Source organism: Mycobacterium shunyiense (assembly GCF_058270035.1).
In genome coordinates, this window is the sequence record NZ_JBZDPT010000001.1 from 79,396 (window position 1) to 101,312 (window position 21,917).

23 protein-coding genes are annotated in these 21,917 nt (G+C 67.0%); 14 read left to right on the forward strand and 9 right to left on the reverse strand.

The window, feature by feature from the left end; genetic code table 11:
• The first annotated feature begins 211 nt into the window (after positions 1-211).
• The 11 genes from AC4ELS_RS00450 to AC4ELS_RS00500 all read left to right on the forward strand — a co-directional run bounded on the left by AC4ELS_RS00450 (position 212) and on the right by AC4ELS_RS00500 (position 10,626).
• Entirely contained in the window at positions 212-775 is a 564-nt protein-coding gene (locus AC4ELS_RS00450; RefSeq protein WP_499045183.1) for a nuclear transport factor 2 family protein, read from the forward strand.
• Entirely contained in the window at positions 768-2,426 is a 1,659-nt protein-coding gene (gene casI, locus AC4ELS_RS00455) for a steroid-22-oyl-CoA synthetase (RefSeq protein WP_499045185.1), read from the forward strand. Before AC4ELS_RS00450 ends, casI begins: the two co-directional genes overlap by 8 nt.
• Before the next feature lie 10 nt (positions 2,427-2,436).
• Positions 2,437-3,981 carry an FAD-binding protein gene (locus tag AC4ELS_RS00460; protein WP_499045188.1) on the forward strand — a complete coding sequence of 515 codons (1,545 nt, stop codon included), beginning with the start codon at positions 2,437-2,439 and terminating at the stop codon, positions 3,979-3,981.
• 30 nt (positions 3,982-4,011) lie between these two features.
• Positions 4,012-5,142 (forward strand): Rieske 2Fe-2S domain-containing protein, encoded by a 1,131-nt coding sequence (locus AC4ELS_RS00465; RefSeq protein ID WP_448442539.1) that lies wholly within the window; start codon positions 4,012-4,014, stop codon positions 5,140-5,142.
• Positions 5,143-5,166: 24 nt separating this feature from the next.
• The gene (locus AC4ELS_RS00470; protein ID WP_448442541.1) at positions 5,167-5,967 is read left to right on the forward strand and encodes a biotin--[acetyl-CoA-carboxylase] ligase; all 801 of its coding nucleotides are present in this window, start codon (positions 5,167-5,169) and stop codon (positions 5,965-5,967) included.
• A 9-nt stretch (positions 5,968-5,976) separates the two neighbouring features.
• A complete protein-coding gene (locus AC4ELS_RS00475) occupies positions 5,977-6,495 on the forward strand; it encodes a PH domain-containing protein (RefSeq protein ID WP_499045190.1) in 519 nt (172 codons plus the stop codon).
• Between the two features lie 87 nt (positions 6,496-6,582).
• Entirely contained in the window at positions 6,583-7,332 is a 750-nt protein-coding gene (locus AC4ELS_RS00480; protein ID WP_064959551.1) for a glycosyltransferase family 2 protein, read from the forward strand.
• Positions 7,329-8,282 carry an acyl-CoA dehydrogenase family protein gene (locus AC4ELS_RS00485; RefSeq protein WP_499045192.1) on the forward strand — a complete coding sequence of 318 codons (954 nt, stop codon included), beginning with the start codon at positions 7,329-7,331 and terminating at the stop codon, positions 8,280-8,282. The genes AC4ELS_RS00480 and AC4ELS_RS00485 overlap by 4 nt, the downstream gene beginning before the upstream one ends.
• Positions 8,279-9,058: a PIG-L deacetylase family protein gene (locus tag AC4ELS_RS00490; RefSeq protein WP_499045194.1), complete on the forward strand. Its 780-nt coding sequence runs from the start codon at positions 8,279-8,281 to the stop codon at positions 9,056-9,058. Before AC4ELS_RS00485 ends, AC4ELS_RS00490 begins: the two co-directional genes overlap by 4 nt.
• A complete protein-coding gene (locus AC4ELS_RS00495; protein ID WP_499045196.1) occupies positions 9,055-9,693 on the forward strand; it encodes an SAM-dependent methyltransferase in 639 nt (212 codons plus the stop codon). The genes AC4ELS_RS00490 and AC4ELS_RS00495 overlap by 4 nt, the downstream gene beginning before the upstream one ends.
• 141 nt (positions 9,694-9,834) lie before the next feature.
• Positions 9,835-10,626: a manganese catalase family protein gene (locus AC4ELS_RS00500; RefSeq protein ID WP_499045198.1), complete on the forward strand. Its 792-nt coding sequence runs from the start codon at positions 9,835-9,837 to the stop codon at positions 10,624-10,626.
• A 45-nt stretch (positions 10,627-10,671) separates the two neighbouring features.
• On the opposite strand, the gene AC4ELS_RS00505 is transcribed toward AC4ELS_RS00500, so the two are convergent.
• Positions 10,672-11,070, reverse strand: coding sequence for an STAS domain-containing protein (locus AC4ELS_RS00505; RefSeq protein ID WP_499045201.1), 399 nt, complete (start codon positions 11,068-11,070; stop codon positions 10,672-10,674).
• 494 nt (positions 11,071-11,564) lie between these two features.
• Between AC4ELS_RS00505 and AC4ELS_RS00510 the strand changes: the two genes are divergently transcribed.
• A complete protein-coding gene (locus AC4ELS_RS00510) occupies positions 11,565-12,386 on the forward strand; it encodes a GAF and ANTAR domain-containing protein (protein ID WP_499045203.1) in 822 nt (273 codons plus the stop codon).
• A gap of 16 nt (positions 12,387-12,402) precedes the next feature.
• Here AC4ELS_RS00510 and AC4ELS_RS00515 read toward each other — a convergent pair whose 3' ends face one another.
• The 8 genes from AC4ELS_RS00515 to AC4ELS_RS00550 all read right to left on the reverse strand — a co-directional run bounded on the left by AC4ELS_RS00515 (position 12,403) and on the right by AC4ELS_RS00550 (position 20,208).
• Positions 12,403-13,158, reverse strand: coding sequence for a GAF and ANTAR domain-containing protein (locus AC4ELS_RS00515; RefSeq protein WP_499045205.1), 756 nt, complete (start codon positions 13,156-13,158; stop codon positions 12,403-12,405).
• Entirely contained in the window at positions 13,158-13,865 is a 708-nt protein-coding gene (locus AC4ELS_RS00520) for a GAF and ANTAR domain-containing protein (RefSeq protein ID WP_499045207.1), read from the reverse strand. The genes AC4ELS_RS00515 and AC4ELS_RS00520 overlap by 1 nt, the downstream gene beginning before the upstream one ends.
• Positions 13,866-14,007: 142 nt before the next feature.
• Positions 14,008-14,526 (reverse strand): hypothetical protein, encoded by a 519-nt coding sequence (locus tag AC4ELS_RS00525; RefSeq protein ID WP_499045210.1) that lies wholly within the window; start codon positions 14,524-14,526, stop codon positions 14,008-14,010.
• Positions 14,523-15,623, reverse strand: coding sequence for an enolase C-terminal domain-like protein (locus AC4ELS_RS00530; RefSeq protein ID WP_499045213.1), 1,101 nt, complete (start codon positions 15,621-15,623; stop codon positions 14,523-14,525). The genes AC4ELS_RS00525 and AC4ELS_RS00530 overlap by 4 nt, the downstream gene beginning before the upstream one ends.
• Positions 15,620-17,194: a GMC family oxidoreductase gene (locus AC4ELS_RS00535; RefSeq protein WP_499045559.1), complete on the reverse strand. Its 1,575-nt coding sequence runs from the start codon at positions 17,192-17,194 to the stop codon at positions 15,620-15,622. Before AC4ELS_RS00535 ends, AC4ELS_RS00530 begins: the two co-directional genes overlap by 4 nt.
• 85 nt (positions 17,195-17,279) lie before the next feature.
• Positions 17,280-17,951 (reverse strand): gluconate 2-dehydrogenase subunit 3 family protein, encoded by a 672-nt coding sequence (locus AC4ELS_RS00540; RefSeq protein WP_499045215.1) that lies wholly within the window; start codon positions 17,949-17,951, stop codon positions 17,280-17,282.
• Positions 17,952-18,410, reverse strand: coding sequence for a hypothetical protein (locus AC4ELS_RS00545; RefSeq protein ID WP_499045217.1), 459 nt, complete (start codon positions 18,408-18,410; stop codon positions 17,952-17,954).
• Position 18,411: 1 nt separating this feature from the next.
• Positions 18,412-20,208 carry a thiamine pyrophosphate-requiring protein gene (locus AC4ELS_RS00550; RefSeq protein ID WP_499045220.1) on the reverse strand — a complete coding sequence of 599 codons (1,797 nt, stop codon included), beginning with the start codon at positions 20,206-20,208 and terminating at the stop codon, positions 18,412-18,414.
• A 190-nt stretch (positions 20,209-20,398) separates the two neighbouring features.
• Between AC4ELS_RS00550 and AC4ELS_RS00555 the strand changes: the two genes are divergently transcribed.
• Positions 20,399-20,896, forward strand: a complete 498-nt coding sequence (locus tag AC4ELS_RS00555) for a MarR family winged helix-turn-helix transcriptional regulator (protein ID WP_499045223.1) — start codon at positions 20,399-20,401, stop codon at positions 20,894-20,896.
• 16 nt (positions 20,897-20,912) lie between these two features.
• Complete coding sequence (locus AC4ELS_RS00560) at positions 20,913-21,914, forward strand: SDR family oxidoreductase (protein ID WP_499045225.1); 1,002 nt, start codon at positions 20,913-20,915, stop codon at positions 21,912-21,914.
• The last annotated feature ends 3 nt before the right edge of the window (positions 21,915-21,917 follow it).

Here is a 21,917-nt window from a genome sequence, read left to right on the forward strand (position 1 = left end):
CCGGGCCTCGCCGGCGAGTGGCCACTTATGGCACGCCATATCGCGATGGCCGTGGCATAAGTGGCCAGTCGGCAGGCGCAGCTCGATCCGGTCGACAACTGTCGGATGAATTGGTGGAATAGACCGACGCATGGCGGGTGACCACCATCACCTCATTGGCCAAAGATTGCGGTGCAGCCCACACGAGCTCACAACCGACAAGGAGGCCGACATGGCCGTTATCGACCCGACCAAGACCTGGGTCCCCGTGGAAGAGCGTCTTGCCGTCACCACCAACGAGCGGCACCGTCAGGTGCTCAGCATCGTTCTCGAGCACATGAAGGCCGAGGCCGAGCCCGACATGGAGCGGCTGATGGCCACCCTGGCCCCGAACCCGGACTACCACTTCTGGTACGCGAACGCCGATATGGGCCCCAAGACCACCGAGGGCGTGCGTGCCTACTACGAGGAATTCGTGGCCAGTGGCGCCAACCATCTCGTTTTCGAGATCGATCGCCTCGCCCTCGACGATGATCTGGTGATGACCGAAGGCTGGATGAAGATGATCTACCCGGGCGCGGCCGCGCAGGCGATCGGTGTCGAGGTCGAAGACCCGGCCGGCGATTACCTGCTGCTGTTCCGTCAGCTCATCAACTGGCCGATCGACGCCGACGGCCTGATCGTCGGTGAGGACGCCTACCAGACCGGCCCGGTCAGCGTGACCAAGCTGAGCGAAGAGGACCTGCCGCAGGCCTACATCGACCAGAAGCGCGCCGCCGCCCAAGCCAATGCCTGACGCTCGAACCGACATCGCCTCACTGCTGCTCGACCGGGTCGGCGACCAACACGTCGGCCTGCGCACCCGCGACCGGGACTGGACGTGGGACGAGGTGGTTGCCGAATCCGCGGCGCGTGGTGCGCTGGCGGAGGCGATGCGGGTGGACGGCCCGCTGCACATCGGCGTGCTGCTGGACAACGTGCCGGACTTCCTGTTCTGGCTCGGTGGTGCGGCCCTGGTCGGGGCGACCATCGTCGGGATCAACCCGACCCGGGGCGCCGCCGAGCTCGCAGCCGAAATCCGGCTTGCCGACTGCCAATTGATCGTCACCGACACCGCGGGTGCCGCGCGTCTGCGTGACCTCGACGTCGGGTTGGCGCCGGACCGGTTCCTGGTGGTCGACGGCCCGGACCATGCGGCGCAACTCGACGCACATTGTGTCACCCCTGCGGTCGCGCCCGGGGTCACCGAGGACTCCCTGATGTTGCTGCTGTTCACCTCGGGAACGACGGGCGCCTCCAAGGCCGTCATCTGCAGCCAGGGCAGGCTGGCCCGGATCGGCTATGCGGCCGCCGAGAAGTTCGGCCATGTGCGCGAGGACGTGGAGTACTGCTGCATGCCGCTGTTCCACGGCAACGCCATCATGGCGCTGTGGGCGCCGGCGTTGTCCGTCGGTGCCACGGTGTGCCTGACGCCATCCTTCTCGGCGTCCGGTTTCCTGCCCGACGTGCGGTACTTCGGCGCGACGTTCTTCACCTATGTGGGAAAGGCGCTCGGCTATCTGATGGCCACCGCCGAACAACCCGACGATGCCGAGAACCCGTTGGTCCGCGGCTTCGGTACCGAGGCGTCGCCTGATGACCAGAACGAGTTCCGCCGCCGCTTCGACGCCGAACTGTTCGAGGGCTACGGCTCCAGCGAAGGCGGTGGGGCAGTGGTGCTGGCCCCCGACATGCCGCCGGGTGCGCTCGGCCGGCCCGCGCATGAGGGGGTGGCGATCATCGACCCTGAATCGCTGAACGATTGTGCGCCTGCGGTTTTCGATGAGCACGGCCGGGTCCTCAACCCCGACGACGCGGTGGGGGAGATCGTCGACAAGTTCGGCACCCGCACGTTCGAGGGCTACTACAAGAACGACGAGGCCAACGCCGAACGTATCCGCAACGGCTGGTACTGGACCGGGGATCTCGGCTATCTCGACGAGCAGGGGTTCATCTACTTCGCGGGCCGTCGCGGCGACTGGATCCGGGTGGACGGCGAGAACACCTCCGCGCTCAACATCGAGCGGGTGCTGCGCCGCCATCCCGATGTGGTGGCGGCCGGCGTCTACGCGGTGCCCGATCCGCGCTCGGGCGATCAGGTGATGGCTGCGATCGAGGTGGCCGATCCCGCCGGCTTCGACCCCGCCGCCTTCGTGTCCTACCTGTCCGAACAGGATGACCTGGGCACCAAGGCAATTCCGCGTTTCCTGCGGGTATCCAAGAATCTGCCGGTGACCGGGTCCAACAAGGTGCTCAAACGGAAACTGCAGCAGGAACGCTGGCACACCGACGAGGTGGTGTACCGGTGGGCGGGACGCGGAGCACCGGCGTATCTGGCCATGGGCGACGATGGCAAGCAGGCGCTGGACGCCGAGTTCGCGCAGTACGGGAGGCAGCGTTACCTATGAGGCGGTCCGCATGAAATGGGCAGAGGAATGTGACGTCCTGGTCGCGGGATCGGGAGGTGGCGGCGTGACCGGCGCCTACACCGCGGCTCGCGAGGGTCTGTCGGTGACCCTGGTGGAAGCCAGCGACAAATACGGCGGCACCACAGCGTATTCGGGTGGCGGCGGCGTGTGGTTCCCGTGCAACCCGGTGCTGAAGCGGGCGGGCACCGACGACACCATCGAAGATGCGCTGGAGTACTACCACGCCGTCGTCGGGGACCGTACGCCGCGGGAGCTGCAGGACACCTACGTCCGCGGCGGCGCCGGGTTGATCGAGTACCTGGAAGCCGACGAGAATCTGAAGTTCGCGCCGATGCCGTGGCCGGACTACTTCGGCAAGGCGCCCAAGGCTCGCGCCGACGGCCAGCGCCACATCGCGGCCCGCCCACTGAAGGTGGAGAAAGCCCCGCACCTGCGCGAGCTGGTAAGAGGCCCGCTGGACGCCGACCGGCTGGGCGCCGAGCAGCCGGATGACTACTTCATCGGCGGCCGGGCACTGATCGCCCGGTTCCTCAAAGCCATTGAGCAGTACCCGAATACCTCACTTCGCCGCAACACCCCGCTGGTCGAATTGGTGGTCGAGGACGGGACCGTGACCGGTGCGATCGTCGAATCCGACGGCGAGCGGCGGGCGATCCGGGCCCGCCGCGGAGTGCTGCTCGCTGCCGGCGGCTTCGAAGGCAACGACGAACTGCGCCGTGAACACGGGGTTCCTGGCGTCGCCCGCGACACCATGGGGCCGCCGGCCAACCTGGGCCAGGCACACCAGGCGGCGATGGCCGTCGGCGCCGACGTCGACCTGATGGAGCAGGCCTGGTGGTCCCCGGGGTTGACGCACCCCGACGGCCGTTCGGCGTTCGCGCTGTGGTTCACCGGCGGTATCTTCGTCGACCAGAACGGACAGCGTTTCGTCAACGAATCTGCCGCCTACGACCGGATCGGCCGGGCAATCCTGCCGCGGCTGGCCGACGGTTCGATGACGTTGCCGTACTGGATGATCTACGACGACCGGGAGGGGGAAGTCCCTCCCGTCAAGGCCACCAACGTCTCGATGGTCGACACGCAGCGCTACCTCGACGCCGGGCTGTGGCACACCGCCGACACCCTGGAGGAACTGGCCGCCAAGATCGGCATTCCCGCCGAGAACCTGACTGCCACCGTGACGCGCTTCAACGGCTTCGTCGACGCCGGCTCGGACGAGGACTTCGGGCGCGGCGACGAGGCGTACGACCGGGCGTTCTCCGGCGGCGCATCCCCACTCGTCGCGATCGAGAAGGGCCCGTTCCACGCCGCTGCTTTCGGCATCTCCGACCTGGGCACCAAGGGCGGGTTGCGTACCGACACCGCGGCCCGGGTGCTCGACGGGGACGGTCAGGTGATCGCCGGACTGTATGCCGCGGGCAACACCATGGCCGCCCCGAGCGGCACCGCCTATCCGGGCGGCGGAAATCCGATCGGAACCAGCATGCTGTTCAGCCACCTGGCGGTCAAAGACATGCTAGGGAGAGACATGTGATGAGCGCTTGCGCGAAGAACCGAGGTAGCAATGAGTGACATCCGGGAAATCGACACCGGCGTTGCGATGACGCGCTTCGCGCGCGGCTGGCACTGCGTCGGCCTCGCTGACACGTTTCGGGACGGGAAGCCGCACGGTATCGAAGCCTTCGGCACCAAGCTGGTCGTCTATTCCGACTCCGCCGGCGCACTGCACGTACTCGACTCGTACTGCAGGCACATGGGCGGTGACCTGTCGATGGGCTCGGTCAAGGACGACAACCTGGCCTGCCCGTTCCACGACTGGCGTTGGGGCGCCGACGGAAAGTGCAAGCTGGTGCCATATGCCAAGCGGACACCGCGACTGGCGCGTACCCGCAAGTGGGACACGACCGAGGTCAACGGCCAGCTGCTGGTCTGGCACGATCCAGAGGGCTCGACGCCCCCGGCCGAGCTGACGCCGCCCACCATCGAAGGCTATGAGGACGGGATCTGGTCGCCGTGGCAGTGGAATTCGATTCTCATCGAAGGGTCCCACTGCCGCGAGATCGTCGACAACAACGTCGACATGGCGCACTTCTTCTACATCCATCACGCCTACCCGACGTACTTCAAGAATGTCATCGAAGGCCACACGGCCAGCCAGTTCATGGAGTCCAAGCCACGGCCGGACTACGCCACCAGAGAACTCTGGGACGGCACCTACTTGCGTTCGGAGGCAACGTATTTCGGTCCGGCCTACATGATCAACTGGTTGCACAACGACCTTGCCCCAAACTTCACCGTCGAGATCGCCCTGATCAACTGTCACTACCCGGTGACGCACGATTCGTTCGTGCTGCAGTGGGGTGTCGCGGTCCAGCAGAATCCAACGATGCCCGGCGACAAGGCCGAGAAACTCGCAGCCACGATGAGCCGGACGTTCGGTGACGGCTTCATGGAGGACGTCGAGATCTGGAAACACAAGGCACGCATCGACAACCCGCTGCTGACCGAGGAGGACGGCCCCGTCTACCACCACCGCCGCTGGTACGAGCAGTTCTACGTCGATCTCGCCGATGTCACACCGGACATGACCGACCGCTTCGAGCAGGAGGTCGACACCACGCATGCCAACGAGCTGTGGCACCAGGAGGTCGCCGACAACCTCGCGGCGCCCAACGCTGCCCGGGCTTCCCACTGACGTCGCGCCGTAAGCTTGGCCGCGATGAACACAAGGCCAGCGTTGGACGTGACGACTTTGCGCGACGGGCTCGAGGGCCTGTCGTGGCGGCGCGTCGATGTCGTCGATGAGACCGGATCAACCAATGCCGACCTGTTGGCGCGGGCGGCGTCGGGCGAGGACATCGCCGGCGCGGTGCTGTTCGCCGAGCATCAGCACGCCGGCCGCGGCCGACACGGCAGGCACTGGTCAGCACCGCCCCGCTCACAGGTGATCGTGTCCTTCGGCGTCGACGGCTCGGCGGTGTCCCCGAACCGTTGGGGGTGGCTGCCGTTGGCCACCGGCCTGGCCACCGTCGATGCGGTCGCCGAGGTCGCCGGGACGCGGGTCGGCCTGAAATGGCCCAATGACGTCCTGGTAGGGCCCGGCGGCGGAAAGCTGGCCGGCATCCTCGCCGAGGTGGCCTCGCCGGCTCCGGTCATCGTCGTCGGCCTCGGCCTGAACGTGACGATGACCGCCGAGGAAGCACCCGATCCGCGCGCCACCTCGCTCACCCAACTCGGCACGGCGACCGTGGACCGCACGCCGCTCGCGCGGGCCCTGCTGCGTCATCTCGACGCACGTATCACCGCCTGGCGCGATGACGATCCGTCGCTCGCGGCCGACTACCGTGCCCGCAGCGTCACCATCGGCAGCCGCGTCCGCGCGATCCTTCCCGGCGACAACACCTTGGTGGGCACTGCCGTCGACGTCGACGATCTCGGGCGCCTGATCATCGACACCGCAACCGAACAGGTCACGTTGTCTGCGGGCGACATCACGCACCTGCGCCCCGAGGAGTCGTAGAGTTCTGCCGTGGGCTACCCGGAGAATGTGCTGGCCAAGGACGAGCAGGTGGTGCTGCATCGGCACCCCCACTGGAAACGCCTGATCGGACCGGTCCTGGTCCTGGTCCTGATCACTGCGGCCTCGGCGTTCGTCGCAGCCGTGGTCAACACCATGGACTGGCAGGCCACCGCCAAGAACGTCCTGTTCATCGTGATCGGCTCGATCTGGCTGATCGTGGTCGGCTGGCTGACGGTCTGGCCATTCCTGAACTGGTGGACCACCCACTTCGTCATCACCGACCGCCGGGTGATGTTCCGGCACGGCCTCCTGACCCGCTCGGGCATCGACATCCCGCTCGCGCGGATCAACAGCGTCGAATTCCGCCACGGGCTGACCGACCGGCTGATGCGCACCGGCACGTTGATCATCGAATCAGCGTCGCAGGATCCCCTGGAATTCCACGACATTCCGCGTGTGGAACAGGTGCATTCACTGCTGTATCACGAAGTTTTCGACACTCTGGGGTCCGAAGAGTCGCCCAGCTGACACTGCGTCGGGTGACGGCCGGGCCAGTTGCCGCCGCCACTGGGGCCAGTGGGTGTGGAATCGGGTGGAAATGGCTATCTATCAGCCATGACCGCACGGCCGAACCACTTGGAGACCGCCTTCGATCAGGCCGTGGTGGTGATACCGGCCCACAACGAAGCTGCAGTGTTGCCTCGCTGCCTGCGCGGGATCACCACGGCCGCGGCATGTTGGCAGGGGCCGGTGCTGGTCGTAGTCGTCCTCGATTCCTGTGACGACAGCAGCGCCCAGTTGGCGGGCCAGTTCGGCTGCGACGTCCACTTCGTCAGTGTCGAGGCGGGCAACGTCGGTGCGAGCCGAGCCGCCGGTTTCTCCTACGCGCACTCGCTGAGCAACCACGTCGACGACTCGCGTGTCTGGTACGCCACCACCGACGCCGACAGCCGAGTGGACCCCGACTGGCTGCTGCGTCAGACCGCGCCGGCTGCCGACATGGTGCTGGGGGTGGTGCGGGTGGCCGACTGGCGGCATCACCCCGCCGCACTGGTCCGTCGGTACCTGCATGCATACGAGTCCGATATGCGGGGCAGCAACAGTCACAACCACATCCACGGCGCCAACATGGGTTTCCGTGCCGACGCGTACTGGCGGGTTGGCGGCTTCCACCCGCTGACGACTGGCGAGGATGTCGAACTGGTCGAAAGGTTCGAGACCGCCTCCTATCGGATACGGCGGGACCCGTCGCTGTCGGTCACCACGTCAGCGCGGCGGAACGGCCGCGCTCCCGGCGGCTTCGCCAGTTACCTCCGCGATTTATCGCGATCCGTATTCCCTTCGGCAGAAAGGGATTCCGCATGACGGCGAGCTTGGTCCGGAACTGGCTGGAGTCAGGCCGGCTGGAGTTGCCACTACCAGGTTCCGGTGCGACGGCGCGGCGCTGGCAGCGGCTTGCGGAGCTGACGGAAATCGACGTCGTCGCCGGGCGACTCGCGGAAGCTCACGTCGACGCGGTCGCGATCCTCGACGAGCTCGGGGGCAAACCGCCTGCCCCAGGCGAGCTGTGGGCGGTGTGGGCCGCCGAAGACCCGGAGGCCGTACTCAACGCCCACACCACGGGAGACCGCGAAACAGACACAGTGAGACTGTCAGGAACCAAACCGTGGTGCTCGGGAGCGGGGCTCTGCACACACGCGTTGGTCACAGCTCGCCGAGACGACGGCCGCCGCGGGCTGTACCTGGTGGCGACTGACAGCGCCGGGGTGCAGCCCCTGCCCAGTACCTGGAGGAATGCCGGCATGGCGGCCAGTGACACCCGCTCGGTCCAATTCAGCAATGTGCTCGGGGTACCCGTCGGTGGTCCCGGCGACTATCTGGATCGTCCCGGCTTCTGGCACGGCGCGATCGGCGTCGCGGCGTGCTGGCTCGGCGCCGCCCGCGCGGTCGCCGCACCCCTGTACGACCGCGTCGCCCGCGGAGCTGTCGATGCGCACGCCCTGGCCCACCTCGGCGCTGTCGACGCGGCCATCGCCGCCGCCGAGGCGATGCTGGCCGCGGCGGCTGTGGCGACTGACGCAGACCCCTTCGACCGGTCCGGGTCCGCCCAGTTGCTGGCCCGGCGAACCCGCGCCGTCGCCGAAACCGCTGTCGACGAAGCGATTACCCGCACTGGCCGCGCACTCGGGCCCGCGCCGCTGTGCCAGGATGCCCAACACGCGCGTCGTGTCGCGGATCTGACGATCTACGTGCGGCAGAGCCACGCCGAGCGTGACCTCGCCGCGCTCGGAAAACTGGCGGGGGAGCGCCGATGACCGCCGCAGAAACCTCCGAATCGTGCGGCAACGCAGCACGGTTCGGATCACGGCCGCTGAGCTGCGGCGGCACCCCCGGGCACGCCTGGACAGCCTGGGACCGCTCCTTCGGTGAGCTCGACCTCACGACATGCCCGGCGCTGGTGGTGGTGGCACCGCATCCCGACGACGAGACCCTTGGCTTCGGGGCGACCACGGCGCTGCTGGCGGAGCGGGATATCGATGTCCGGGTGGTGTCTGTCAGTGACGGCGGAGCCGCCCACGGGGATATCACCCCATTCGACCGGGTGCGACTGGAACGGACCAGAAGCACCGAGTTGAGAAAGGCAGCAAGGATTCTCGGTGCGGGGGAGCCGATCAGACTCGCATTACCCGACGGCGAACTCGCCGGCCACCAAGACTCTCTCGCCGATCTGTTGACCGGGATACTCGAGGCGTGCCCGCCGGGCACCTGGTGTGTAACGACGTGGCGCGGTGACGGGCACCCCGATCACGAGGCGGTTGGGCGGGCGGCCGCCACGGCTGCGCACCGCACCGCGGCGGTCCTGCTGGAGTACCCGGTCTGGATGTGGCACTGGGCCACACCCGGAGACTCCGCAGTGCCCTGGGACCGGGCGCTCATGGTGCCCTTGACGGCCTTCGCCGTGGGGCGTAAACAGGCTGCCGCGCAATGCTTCCGCAGTCAGTTCCACCCGCCGGCACCTGATGCGAGCCCAGCATTGCCGCCGTTCGTTTTGCCTCGGCTGCTCGCGGTCGGGGAGATGGTGTTCCGTTGACGCAGCGCCTGCCCGACGCATACTTCGACCGCATGTACGCCACCTCGGCCGACCCATGGCAGCTGGCGACCCGCTGGTATGAGCAACGCAAGTACGCGATCACGCTGTCGATGCTGCCGCAGCGGCGCTATCGGCATGCCTTCGAGCCGGGTTGTTCGATCGGCACCCTCACGGCGTTGCTCGCCGAGCGCTGCGATCACGTCACCGCGATGGATGTGGCGGGAGCCGCGCTGGACATCGCCGACGCGCGACTGCGTGCCGACAGCGGCCGTGACGAGCTTCGGGATCGTGTCACCCTGTCGCGTGGCTCCCTCGACGATCCTTGGCCACCAGGACCGTTCGACCTACTAGTGCTCTCTGAGGTGGCGTATTACCTGGAGGAGGAGTCGCTGGCCCAGCTGCTCCGCCGCGAGTGTCCGCGGTTGGCCCGCGGTGCGACGGTGATAGCGGCACACTGGCGTCACGACGTGGCCGAATATCCGCTCAGCGGTGATCGGGCCAACCGGATCATCGCGGCGACGCCGGGGCTCATCTCGATCGGCGGCTACCGCGACCGCGATGTCGTCATCGAAGTTTTCGACACCCATAGCGCAGCATCGGTCGCTGCGCGCAATGGTGTGCCGGGAGCCGGTTGACCACGGGTCAGGTGGATTGAATCGCTGCGCTGGTGGGTAGTACCAGTTGGGTAGTAGTACCAGTTGGGTATCAGCCAATCAGGCCGGGCGTGTGTCGGGATACAGCCCACGTTCCCATCCAAGCCCCTGAAGGGGACGACCATGTTCTTGCACAACACAAAGATGATGTACACGGTTCGGGTCGACGAGCCCAACCCGGCATTCGCCAAGCTACTGCTCGAACAATTCGGCGGCCCGAACGGTGAATTGGCCGCGGCGATGCGGTATTTCCTGCAGGGTTGGAACGAACCCGATGGGCCACGGCGCAGCATGCTGCTCGACATCGCCACCGAAGAACTGTCCCACCTGGAGATGGTTGCTCAAACACTGGCGCTGCTGCTCAAGGGTTCGCCCTCCGAACTTGTGGACCAGGTCGAGGGGACCTACCTCGGTGAGCTGTTGGACGGCAAGATGCCCGATTGTGCCACCCTGGCACTGGGCAGCGGCGCCAACGTCCTGGGCGGCGGTGGCCCCCGGCTGACGGATTCCCAAGGCACTCCGTTCACTGCCGCCTACATCGACACCATTGGCCAGCCGGCCGCTGACCTGCGCTCCGATATCGCCGCCGAAGCCCGCGCGAAAATCGTCTACGAGCGGCTGATCAAGCTGACCGACGATGCCGGAGCCACCGACACCCTGACCTTCCTGATGACCCGCGAGATCGCCCATCAGAAAATGTTCGAAGCTGCACTGGACTCGATCGAATCGAACTTTCCGCCCGGTACCCTGCCTGGCACCAAAGTGGCCGGGCACGCGTACGTCGCGGATTCGGGAAACTTCGGTGTGACCGGAAAAAACGGCGGAGGAGACACCGAGGGCTTCGACCTCGCCGAGGCCAACAGCGCCTGGGGATTCACCCTCGATGACGCACCTGCGACCCACGCCTCTGCATAAGCCGGGAGGTCGCTGCGGTCCTGATTCTGTTGCGGGATGAGCGAATTAGTTGCCGGCGGTGAGCTGCCGCAGTGCCACAGAGACCGAACTCGCCGTGTGCAGGATGGAATCACTTGCGGTCAGCTGCAGTACGCGGCTGACGCCGCTGCTTGGAACCAACGTCCACGGCACCTCGGCGGTGCGGCAGGCGTCATCGACGCCGATCAACACCCCGATGCCCCGCGCGCTGAAGAAATCGACGCCGGCCAGATCAAGGATCAGCGTGTCGCCGGCGGTCACGAAGCTTTTCGCGAAGTCGTGGACGCGACCGCTATTCGCGGCGTCGACGTCGCCGCTGACCGTGACCACCGTCCCTCCGCGGTGGCAGTATGCCCGCATCCGGACCCGGTCATCGCCGACGGTCGGGCTGTCAGGACCGGAGGCTGGGGTTTGAAGAGCAGTCATGTCAGTCTCGTTTCGGTGCTGCGACATTGGTGGTGCTGCATGCCGGTGCAGCGCTTCTTGATGCAGCACTGGTCGTCGTATCGGCACGGTTCCGCCGGTGCCGACTGTGCCGCCCCTGGTACCAAGGCCGTTGAGCCGGTGAAGATTTGGGTGTCGCATGAGAAACTTCCTGGTCACACGGAGCAGATCAACGTGTGGGCGGCTGGCGTCGCCATTGCGGTGCCACGGCCGTCAGGCGGTGGCACCGGCCCCAGGCCGGCTGCATTCTCAGCACAGTCCAGGTAACCCCCGGACCAGAACCTTGTCAAACGCCGGCGTCACATTCTTAGGCGCCGCTCATACTGTCCGTTCCGAAGACGTCAGGATTTCGGTGACCGTGTAGGTGCGTCAATTAGGATTGAGGATCACCTGGGGTGCGTATTGCTCAGAGGTGACGCCGTCGGGGTTCGTCCGCTCTCCGGCTGTCGCGGCCGAACAGTTGGGAGTCGCGTGTGGTGACGGAGTTCGACGCTCAGCCGGGGCGCGAGGTTCCGGCCGATTCGGAGTTGACTCGTGCCCAGCTGGTCTCCGACGAGGTCGATCTCGCCGAGGGTTTGCGGGGGCTGGCGGAGCTGGTGACCGGCGGTCTGAGTCTCGATGATCTGTTGGAGGCGGTAGCGGGGTTTGCGGCGCAAGCGATTCCTGGTGTCGATGGCGCGGGAGTGACGTTGATCCGGCCGAAGGGCACCATGATGGGCATTGCGGCGTGGGCGGTGACTGCGCCGTTCGTCCGCGAGATCGACCTCATCCAGTATGAGACGCTGCAGGAAGGCCCCTGCATCACCTGCATGCAGGATCGGGTTGCGGTCATCAGCGGCTCGCTCGGTGCTGATCGGCGCTGGCCGCGGTTCGGCGGCCGGGTGGGCCGGCTGGGGGTGTCCTCGTCGCTGTCGTTGCCGCTGTTGATCGGCGATCAAGTGGTCGGCTCGGTCAACTGCTACGCCTACGACAATGACGTGTTCGGTGAACATGCGGTGCGGCTGGGATCGCAGTTCGCCGGGCCGGCCGCGGTGTCGGTCTACAACGCGCAGGTGATCGCCGAGGCACGAGCCACCGCCGCACAGCTGCAGCATGCTCTGGTCGGTCGCACGATGATCGATCAGGCCATCGGCATCATCCGTGCCCGCTCCGGCGCCACCCCCGAGGAAGCGTTCGACCGGTTGCGGCAGATCAGTCAGACGACGAACACCAAACTGCACGAAGTCGCACGTCGCATCGTCGAGGAAGCGGTACGCCGCGCCCGCTCCCGGAATGCAGACCCCGGACCTCCACCGTGATGGCCGATGAGCACCGTCAAGTCGGAGTCGACATCATCTGGCGCATCGCGTCCAGGATCGTCTCGCGGTCCTGCCGCACGGTGAGCAGGCGCCGCGCTACCACCGTCATGTGTTCGCCGCGGGCGCGGGCGTAGCGGCGCAGCAGGGTGAAGGCGTCCTCCACCGACACGTCTAGGCGTTCGCGGAGAAACCCCTTGGCCTGTTCGACCACGACACGGCTGGTCAATGCGGAACGTAACCGGGGGGCCACGGCGTCCGGGGTGGGGGCGTGTTCGGACAAGATCGCCACACAGGCGATGTGCGCCAGAGTCTGGGCCAGGAGCTGGTCGGCATCGTTGAGCGGACCGTGCTCGGCGCCGAACAAGCCCAGCGCGCCGAGCACGGTGCCGGCGGCGCGCATCGGCACCGCATGCACCGACGCGAACCCGGCGTCGGCGGCCGCGGCGACGAACTGCGGCCACCGCGTCTGCGCGGCGGCCAGGTCGGCGACGGAGACGGGCCGGCCGGTGATGTAGCAGTCCAGGCACGGGCCTTCATCGGCTTGCAGCTGGAACAGCTCCAGGTCGTGGGTCGCCTCAGAGGTGGCAGCCATCAGGTGCAGCTGGCGGCGTGGATCAGCGAGCAGCAGCCCCGCGGAGGCGATGTCGAGGAGCTTCGCGCATCGTTCGGTGAGCTCCGTGAGCACGTCGACGACATCGAAGTCATCGAGCAGACTGTCCACCAGCGATACCACCGCGTCCAGGACGCGGGTTTCCCGCGACGGGTCGGTCATCAGTGGGCCTCCAGATAAAGGCGGTGAGCGAGGATGTCGCGGGCCACTACGGTGACGGAGGCGCCGGTGGCATAAGCATGGGCGCGTAGCCGCACCAGCGCGACCGCCGGTTCGACGTCGAGTTGGGCGACCAGCATGCCGGTGGCCTGGCTGACTTCCGCGCGTGACAGAGCGTTCAGTCCGGCCCATGCAGTGCTGTCGGGATCGGTGGCGGCGGCATGCAGATCAGCGTCGAGCAGGTCCAGAAACGACATCTCCGCCAGTTCGGCGGCGACCAGTGCACCGGCGAGCTGGTCGCCACCCAGCAAGCCGGGGTTGGCGCGGAACAGGTCCAGGGCGCCGAGGTACTGACCGGCGACCACCACCGGAATGGCGAATACTCCGCGGACGTCCTGGGCCAGCATCGCGGGGCTGTACGCCGGCCACCGATGGTGCTCGGGGTCGGCCAGATCCACCACCAGCACCGGTGTGCGCTCGGCCACCGAGTCCAGGCACGGGCCCTCGCCCAAAGTGAACTGCAGTTCGTCCATAACGCGCGCAGCCGGGCCGCTGGCGCCCAGGGTGCCGGTGTTGGCGCCGTCGAACACCAGCGAGATCGCCGCCCCGTCCACCCCAAACAGACCGACGCAGGCCTCGCACAACCGATCCGCTGCGCCGGCACCGCGTTCGTTACCGACCGCTTCTAGCAACTGCTCCAAGATGGCCACCCCTAACCACCGGCCCTGCCATCGTTGATCGAGTCGGGAACCGCAGAAGGCGGGGGCGTCATAAGTCCACGATCCTCCATCGGGTTCACGATGTCATTGCTTCACCGGGGCCGGGCCGACAACACGCGGCCGGTCGTCCTGCTCATTGCCGGTCACCATGTTCGCCATTCCTCTTATCGGTATCACGTCGGACCCAGTCCGGGCCTTCCACGGCGTTGGCCACCAGCCACAGGAACAACGCGAAGTTGTAGGCCGTCAGCACGCAGGACAGTACACTGTCACCCACCTCGAACCTCCACAACCGCAGCGTGGAGTGCCCGCCGGCGGGCGTCCCGAGGCTGGCTGTTCCGATGGCAAACAGCAACAGTCCACCGATCGCCCCGAACACCGTGGCGGCCAATGTGGTTCGACGATGCAGGGTGGCCAGCGCGGCCAGCGCCCCGAAGCCGATCAGCAGCCAGCAGTGGATCGGAGTCAAGGCCAGCTCCCAGTCCGAGCCGCCCGCGGAACCCGCAGGGCGGGTCCGGCCCGCTATCAGTCCGGCAATACCCAACGCCAGCAACAGGATTCCCTCGGCGAGGAGCCACCACCGTGCCACCCGGAAGTGAGACCGATCAAGGTTGACCGCGACGAGCCGCGAGGAGCCAGGTGGAGGCATCATGTCGTGCACCACTTTTCGGCGTCGTAGCGAAGGCTCATGCCGTGTCCGGGTCGGGTGTCGTCGGGATGCAGTGCCCCGCCGCGCACGGTGGGCAGCCCGTCCACCAACAGTGGTTCGAGGCGGGCGTGGTCGATGAACCATTCGACGTGGCGCAGGTTCGGCACGGCGGCGGCCACGAATGCGTGCAGGGAGGGCGCGCAGTGCGCGGAAACCTGAAGGTTCTGCGACTGGGCCAGCGCGGCACCGCGGAGCCAGCCGGTGAAGCCCCCGCAGCGAGTGGCGTCAAGCTGCAGGCAGTCGACCACCGGGATGAGGGCCCGGATGTCGTAGACGTCGGCGGCGTATTCGCCCGCGGCGATATCGCAGCGCAACACCGTGCGCAGGTTCGCCAGACCTTCGGTGTCGTCGCTGCTGACGGGTTCCTCGAACCAGGTGACACCGAGGTCGTCGAGGGCTGCGCCGACACGGCGGGCGGCTCCCACGCGGTAGCCGCCGTTGGCGTCGACCATAAGCTCGGTGGGGGTGCCGGCAAGTTTTCGCAGCCATTCGACGCGCGCGAGATCACGGCCGATGTGGGTACCCCACGATTCGCCGATCTTGATTTTCATCGCGGTACACCCGGCGTCCTGCCAGCATTCGATCTGCTCGGCCAGCTGGTCGTCAGAAAGGGTGGTGAACCCGCCGGAACCGTAGATCGGGACCTCACTGCGGCAGCGGCCCAACAGCGCCGACAGCGGAACGCCGAGCAGCCGGGCTTTCAGGTCCCACCAGGCGATGTCGACCGCGCTGATCGCCTGCATGACCAGGCCGCGGGTGCCCAGGTTGCGGCCGGCGCGGTGCATCGCCGACCAGCCCGCGGCGACGTCGAGGGCGTCGCGGGCGCGCACCACGTCGCCCAGCTCGCCGCGAATGACCGCAGCCGCGGCCGGGCTGCTGTACGTCCAACCCAGCCCGGTCTGCCCGCCGGCGGTCAGTGCCACGGTGACCGCGGTGGTGGCCTCCCACGCCAAGGTGCCGTCGGCCTCCGGCTCGGGGGTCGGGAACGTGTACACGGCGGTGGTGAGACCAGTGATCTTTGGGCCATCGCGAATGGTCATGGCGCACTCTGCTGTTCGGTGAGGCCACGGCGCCCGAGCGTGATCAGCCGGTCGGCGGCCCGGGCCGCCAGCGCCATGATGGTCAGGGCCGGGTTGGCAGAGCCCTGGGTGGGCAGCGTGCTGCCGTCGACGATGTAGAGATTGGGGATTCCGAAGACCCGGTGATCGCGGTCCACCACGCCGTGCTCGGCGCGTGCGGCCATTCGAGCTCCGCCGACCAGGTGGGCGTAGCGGTCGATGGTCATCACCTCGGTCGCGCCCGCGCCCCGCAGGATTTCCTCCATGGCGCTGGTGGCGGCCTTGGTCAACTGCTTGTCGTTGTCGCACTGGCTGTAGGAGAAGTGCGCGACGGGCAGCCCGTGCCGATCCTTCTCATCGGCCAGGGTGACCCGGTTGTCGGCTTGAGGCAGGTATTCACACAACGCACCCAAGGTCGCCCAATGGACATAGTCGCGCATGTACTCCCGCAATGCGGCACCCCAATGTCCCTGGGCGATAACGTGTTCGGCCCAGGTGATCGGCAGGGGACTGACCGTCTGGATGGACCAGCCGCGCTTGTATCCCTTGGTGGGATCGGTCTCGTAGAACTGCTCGCTGGACACCTCGGGCGGCGGCGCTTTGTACATCCGGATCTCGTCGTCGAAGCGGCCCGCGGTTTGCGGCGCGCCCTGGACCATCAGGTAGCGCCCGACCTGGTCGTGGTCATTGCCCAGTCCGGCCGCGTAGCGCTCGGTGGCGGACAGCAGCAGCAGCCGCGGCGTCTCGATCGAGTATCCGGCGACGGCCACGGCACGGGCCCGTTGGTGGTGCTCGCGACCGGCATGGCGGTAGTCGACGCCGGTCACGGCGCCGGCACGGTCGTCGACGACGATGCGGGTGACCATGGCGTCGGGGCGGATCTCGGCACCATGGGCCAATGCGTCGGGGACGTGCGTGATCAGCGGGCTGGCCTTCGCGTTGACCTTGCACCCCTGCAGGCAGAAGCCGCGGTAGATGCAGTGCGACCGATTGCCGAAGCGCCCGTTGGGAATTGCCACCGGACCGACCCGGGCGTCGATGCCCGCGGCTTTCGCGCCGCGCAGGAAGATCTCGCCGTTGCCGCCGACCGGGTGCGGGTGATGCGGGTAGCTGTGCGGGTCACCCCAAGGCCAGTCCTGTCCGGCCACCGGTAGTTCCTGTTCGATCAGTTCGTAGAACGGCTTGAGGTCGCGGTAATCCAACGGCCAGTCCGCGCCGACGCCGTCGTCGGTGAACGTCGAAAAGTCTGACGGGTGAAAGCGGGGGGTGTACCCCGCATAGTGGACCATCGATCCCCCCACCCCACGCCCGGAGTTGTTGGAGCCCAACGGCACCGGGTCGTCGCCACCGATCTGTCGCGGCTCGGTCCAGTACAGGGTGTGCGAGCTGCGTTCATCGGAAACCCAGTCGGTGTCGGGGTCCCAGAACGGGCCCGCATCCAGGCAGACCACCCGCCAGCCCGCCCGGGCCAGTCGTTGGGTGAGCACGCTGCCGCCGGCTCCCGCGCCGACCACCACCAGGTCGACCTCGTCGTCCTCGTCGTATCGGCGCATGTCCGCCCGCAGTTGGTGGTTGGTGCGCGATCCGTCGTTGGGGATCAACCACGCCGAGTCGTTGCGGGCGCGGATCTTCCGGTAGTTACTTCTCACGGCGGTCCCGCTCCACGCGGTCGGCGAACGGGACCGGATCGACGTCGCTGTCCTCGGTGCCGTGGTCGGCGACCTCCCAGTGCTCGCGCGAGTCGACGCCAGGATTGAGGTAGCCGCGCGGGTACGCCGGACCGGGAAACCCGATCTCGTTCCACGCCCAGGGGTGGGAGTAGAACGCGGTACACGCGTAGCGGGTCCACAGACTCCACACGTGGCCGGCGGACAGGCCATGCCAGGTCTGGTCCTGGGCGCTGAGATCTTGGACGGTCTGGATCGCCGCAGCTTGCTCATCACTGCGCAATCGCGAGAAACCGTCCTCACCAAGGAAATGCAGCGTGTCACGCCACGCTTGAGCGTCCTGGGGCAGATCGTCGTAGTGCCAGCCATCGGTCTCGCCGGCCGCCAGTCGGGCGTCGATCAGGCACAGCACGGGCACCCGTGGCTCGGTGTCCTGGGCGAGCAGAAGATCCAGCAGAGGCGCCGCGATCCCAGCCTCCTCAGGGGTGAAGAACGCCAATGAGCCGGGCAGGGCGAGCCGGCCGAGGACGACCCCGGCGGTGACGTCATCCCAGGCTTCGACGTGATCCAGTACGTCGAAGCCCGGGTAGCGGCCTCGGTGCTGGGGGGTGACGGCATGGCGTCCGCGGCCGCGGAATGGCATCTACCCATCGCCTTGCGATTGATGGCCTTCGCGGCGCAGCACCGCGGCCAACAGGCCCATGCCGCCGACCAGGGAGGCCAGCAGCGGGGCGAACACCGGCGGACCGGACTCCAGGTTGTAGCGGGTGATCCCACCGGGGCGCTGCGCGACGCCCCGCAGGTGCAGGTAGGTGCCTTGCAGACCGTTGACGACGATGGCCGCCGAGGCGAGCGGCAGCACGGTGCGTGCAGCGCGGCGGGAGAACACCGACGCTATCCCGGCCGGGGCTGCTGTCGGGACGATCACGATGGGCCACCACATCATCTTGTTGCCGAAGCTGGCCCCGTCATGCGACATGTAGATCTCGGCCGCGGTGATGACCGCTCCTGCCGCGGTCAGGGCGGACAGGCTGCGTTCAAACCGGCCGGTGCGGACATCGCGGACCGCCTCGGCGACCATCGTCTTACGATGCCTGCGCACGTCAATCCTCCTCCTTGGTGCCGGGAAGGTATTGCTGCGCTTTCTGTTTCACGCCTTGTTTGATGAAGCCCCAGGAGTTCTCGTCGCCCTTCAAGACCGCCGTGGCCGTGGCTTTGGCCTCGGCGAAGGTGGCGTGCGGCGGGATGGGCGGAACGTCCGGGTCACATCTGATGTCGAGCACCGTCGGTCGATCGGCGGCCAACGCCTGATCCCAAGCCGGGCCGATCGCATCAGGGGTGTCGATGTTGACGCCCGCCAGGCCGAGGCTACGGGCGAAGGCGGCGAAGTCGACGTCGGGCAGGGTCTGGGACTCGGCAAACTTGGGTGCGCCCCCCATCGCGCGGAGTTCCCAGGTGACCTGGTTGAGGTCGTTGTTGTGCAGGATCGCCACAATCAGCCGCGGGTCCGCCCATTGCCGCCAGTAGTGCGCGACGGTGATGAGTTCGGCCATGCCGTTCATCTGCATGGCCCCGTCGCCGACCATCGCGATGGTGGGCCGGTCCGGATGCGCCCATTTGGCGCCGATCACATACGGCACGCCGGGGCCCATCGTGGCCAGTGTCCCCGACAGTGAACCGCGGATGTCGCCGTGGAATTTCAATTGCCGGGCATACCAGTTCGCGGAGCTTCCCGAGTCCGCGGCCACGATCGCATTCGACGGCAGACGTTTGGACAGTTCGTGGAAGATGCGTATCGGGTTGACCGGGTCCGCGTCGGTCATGGCTCGCCGCTGCACCGTTTCCCACCAGTCGGCAACGTCTTCTTCGATGGCTTCGCGCCAGGAGCGGTCGCTCTTGCGTTCCAGTAGCGGGATCAACGCCTGCAGCGTCGATTTGGCGTCACCGACCAGATTCAGTTCATACGGGTAGCGCATCCCGATCCATGCACCGGAGCGGTCGATCTGCACAGCGCGGGCCTGATCCAGGTTGGGCAGGAACTGTGTGTAGGGAAAGTTGGAGCCCACGGTCAGCAGCGTGTCGCAGCCCATCATCATCTTGTACGACGGAATCGTGCCGAGCAGCCCGATGGAGCCGGTCACCCACGGCAGTTCATCGGACAGCACGTCCTTGCCCAGCAGTGCCTTAGCCACGCCGGCGCCCAGCAGGTCGGCGATCTGGGTGAGTTCGGGGACGCAGCCGCGAGCTCCCTGTCCGACCAGCAGCGCGACTTTCTCCCCGGCGTTGAGGAGGTCGGCGGCCTGGCGTACCGCGACGGGGTCGGCTGTCACCGTCGAGGACGACATGCCGACGCTGGAGGGCACCTGCTTGAACGCATGCTCGGGCGCCTCGTATTTCAGGTCGAAGACGTCGGAGGGGACGATGATGCAGGTCGGGGCGGACGCGCTGAGTGCGATACGGATCGCGCGGTCGATCAGGTTGGGCAATTGCTTTGGCACGGTGCACATCTGGACGTAGTCACTGCAGACATCCTTGAACAGGGTGAGCAGATCGATCTCCTGCTGGTAGGACCCGCCCATGGCGCTGCGCTCGGTCTGGCCAACGATCGCTACTACCGGGACGTGGTCGAGCTTCGCGTCGTACAGGCCGTTGAGCAGATGAACCGCCCCCGGCCCGCTGGTTGCCGCGCAGACCGCGACGTGTCCGGAGAACTTCGCGTAGCCGACCGCCTCGAACGCGGCCATTTCTTCATGGCGGGCCTGGACGAACTGCGGATCGTTGTCGGCTCGCCCCCACGCGGCGAGCAATCCGTTGATGCCGTCACCGGGAAAGGCAAAGACCTGCTTGATATTCCATTCACGTAGCCGCGCCAGCAGCACGTCTGCGACGGTCTTGGTCATCGTCGTCCTCTCGTTCGCCATCGGCCCGGGAAATCCACGACCGAGCTCGGACTTCATGCCCTTCGAACCGGAAGTCGGTAGACGTGATACCCCACGGCGGAACACCGAAAACCTCTCCACTCCGGTGTACGCGCAATTGTTGCGGCTCGCAATTGTTGCGAACGGCAATGGTTGAGTGGAGACTCGGTGGATGACGAATATGCGCCCAGCGGCGCGTCGCACCGGTGTACGGGACGAAGAAGCGGACGCTGTGCTCGCCGCGTGCCGGATCCTGGTGGCGCTCAGTGCGCAATCCATCGCCGCCGTGGAAGGCGTCGCGGATGTCTCGCAGGTGCGCGCCCTGGTGGTCATTTCCAGTCGCGGGTCCGTCTCACTGGGCGAACTGGCCACCGCTGCGAACCTGCACCCGAGCAGAGCCAGCCGGCTGTGTGACCGGATGGTGGCCGAAGGACTGATCCATCGCGCCGACGACCCGGCCAACCGTCGCCAGTTGATCTTGACGCTCACCCCCGGCGGGGAACGGGTCGTGCGCACCGTCATGCAGCATCGTCGGGCCGCGATCACCCCCATCCTTGCGCAGCTGACCAAGCCGCGGCGCGCCGAACTCGTCTCGGTGCTACAGGAATTCGCCGCCGCCGGCGGCGAACCGTCCGAACCCGACATGTGGGCAATGGGGTGGACAACATAACGAGGAGTTGATTTCAATGCCGCCAATCATCGTGGTCACAGGTTCCAGCGGCGGTATCGGCCGGGCCAGCGCCATCGCGTTCGGTGCCCGCGGGAACACCGTGGTGCTCGTCGCGCGGGGTGAAAAAGGCCTGGCCGGTGCCGCCGCGCAAGTCGAGCGGGCCGGCGGCAGCGCGCACGTCATGCCCGCCGACGTGGCAGACCCGGACCAGGTCTTCGCGGTGGCCGACCGTGTGGAGGCCGAGCTGGGTCCCATTGATGTGTGGGTCAACGTCGCGTTCACCTCGGTGTTCTCCCCGTTCGACCAGATCACCCCCGCGGAATACCGGCGCGTGACCGAGGTCAGCTACCTCGGCTACGTGTACGCGACCATGGCGGCCCTGAAACACATGAAGCCCCGCGACCGGGGCACGATCGTGCAGGTCGGCTCAGCTCTGGCCTACCGCGGCATCCCGCTGCAGAGCGCGTACTGCGGTGCCAAACACGCCATCCAGGGTTTCCACGAAGCGCTGCGCTGCGAACTGCTGCATGACCAGAGCAACGTGCACGTCACCATGGTGCAGATGCCCGCGGTCAATACCCCGCAGTTCTCCTGGGTGTTGTCCCGGCTGCCCCGTCACGCCCAACCCGTCCCACCCATCTATCAACCCGAATTCGCTGCCCGCGGTGTGCTGTTCGCCGCCGACCATCCCCACCGACGCGAGTACTGGGTCGGGGCCAGCACAATGTTCACCCTGGCCGCGAACGCGATCGCCCCCGGGCTGCTGGACCGTTACCTCGCCAAGACCGGTTTCGACTCGCAGCAGACGAAGCAGCGCCGCGACCCTGACGCTCCGGTGAATCTGTGGGACCCGGCCGACGGCCGCGACGGTCGGGACTTCGGCACCCACGGCGTCTTCGATGACACGTCACACGACCGCGATCCGCAACTCTGGGCCTCCCACCATCACGGCCCGATAGGTGCCGCGGTCGCCGGTACGGGCGCACTTGCCGCGGCGTTGCTATGGCGGCGCCGGTGATGA

Bases quoted from the DNA above. Each gene is read 5' to 3' on its own strand.
- AC4ELS_RS00515 (WP_499045205.1), bottom strand. From the start codon at position 13,158: ATGACCGACCCGTCGCGGGAAACCCGCGTCCTGGACGCGGTGGTATCG.
- AC4ELS_RS00450 (WP_499045183.1), top strand. From the start codon at position 212: ATGGCCGTTATCGACCCGACCAAGACCTGGGTCCCCGTGGAAGAGCGT.
- AC4ELS_RS00465 (WP_448442539.1), top strand. From the start codon at position 4,012: ATGAGTGACATCCGGGAAATCGACACCGGCGTTGCGATGACGCGCTTC.
- AC4ELS_RS00535 (WP_499045559.1), bottom strand. From the start codon at position 17,194: ATGCGCCGATACGACGAGGACGACGAGGTCGACCTGGTGGTGGTCGGC.
- AC4ELS_RS00530 (WP_499045213.1), bottom strand. From the start codon at position 15,623: ATGACCATTCGCGATGGCCCAAAGATCACTGGTCTCACCACCGCCGTG.
- AC4ELS_RS00540 (WP_499045215.1), bottom strand. From the start codon at position 17,951: ATGCCATTCCGCGGCCGCGGACGCCATGCCGTCACCCCCCAGCACCGA.
- AC4ELS_RS00485 (WP_499045192.1), top strand. From the start codon at position 7,329: ATGACGGCGAGCTTGGTCCGGAACTGGCTGGAGTCAGGCCGGCTGGAG.
- AC4ELS_RS00525 (WP_499045210.1), bottom strand. From the start codon at position 14,526: ATGATGCCTCCACCTGGCTCCTCGCGGCTCGTCGCGGTCAACCTTGAT.
- AC4ELS_RS00550 (WP_499045220.1), bottom strand. From the start codon at position 20,208: ATGACCAAGACCGTCGCAGACGTGCTGCTGGCGCGGCTACGTGAATGG.
- AC4ELS_RS00480 (WP_064959551.1), top strand. From the start codon at position 6,583: ATGACCGCACGGCCGAACCACTTGGAGACCGCCTTCGATCAGGCCGTG.
- AC4ELS_RS00500 (WP_499045198.1), top strand. From the start codon at position 9,835: ATGTTCTTGCACAACACAAAGATGATGTACACGGTTCGGGTCGACGAG.
- AC4ELS_RS00555 (WP_499045223.1), top strand. From the start codon at position 20,399: ATGACGAATATGCGCCCAGCGGCGCGTCGCACCGGTGTACGGGACGAA.
- AC4ELS_RS00470 (WP_448442541.1), top strand. From the start codon at position 5,167: ATGAACACAAGGCCAGCGTTGGACGTGACGACTTTGCGCGACGGGCTC.
- casI (WP_499045185.1), top strand. From the start codon at position 768: ATGCCTGACGCTCGAACCGACATCGCCTCACTGCTGCTCGACCGGGTC.
- AC4ELS_RS00490 (WP_499045194.1), top strand. From the start codon at position 8,279: ATGACCGCCGCAGAAACCTCCGAATCGTGCGGCAACGCAGCACGGTTC.
- AC4ELS_RS00560 (WP_499045225.1), top strand. From the start codon at position 20,913: ATGCCGCCAATCATCGTGGTCACAGGTTCCAGCGGCGGTATCGGCCGG.
- AC4ELS_RS00460 (WP_499045188.1), top strand. From the start codon at position 2,437: ATGAAATGGGCAGAGGAATGTGACGTCCTGGTCGCGGGATCGGGAGGT.
- AC4ELS_RS00505 (WP_499045201.1), bottom strand. From the start codon at position 11,070: ATGACTGCTCTTCAAACCCCAGCCTCCGGTCCTGACAGCCCGACCGTC.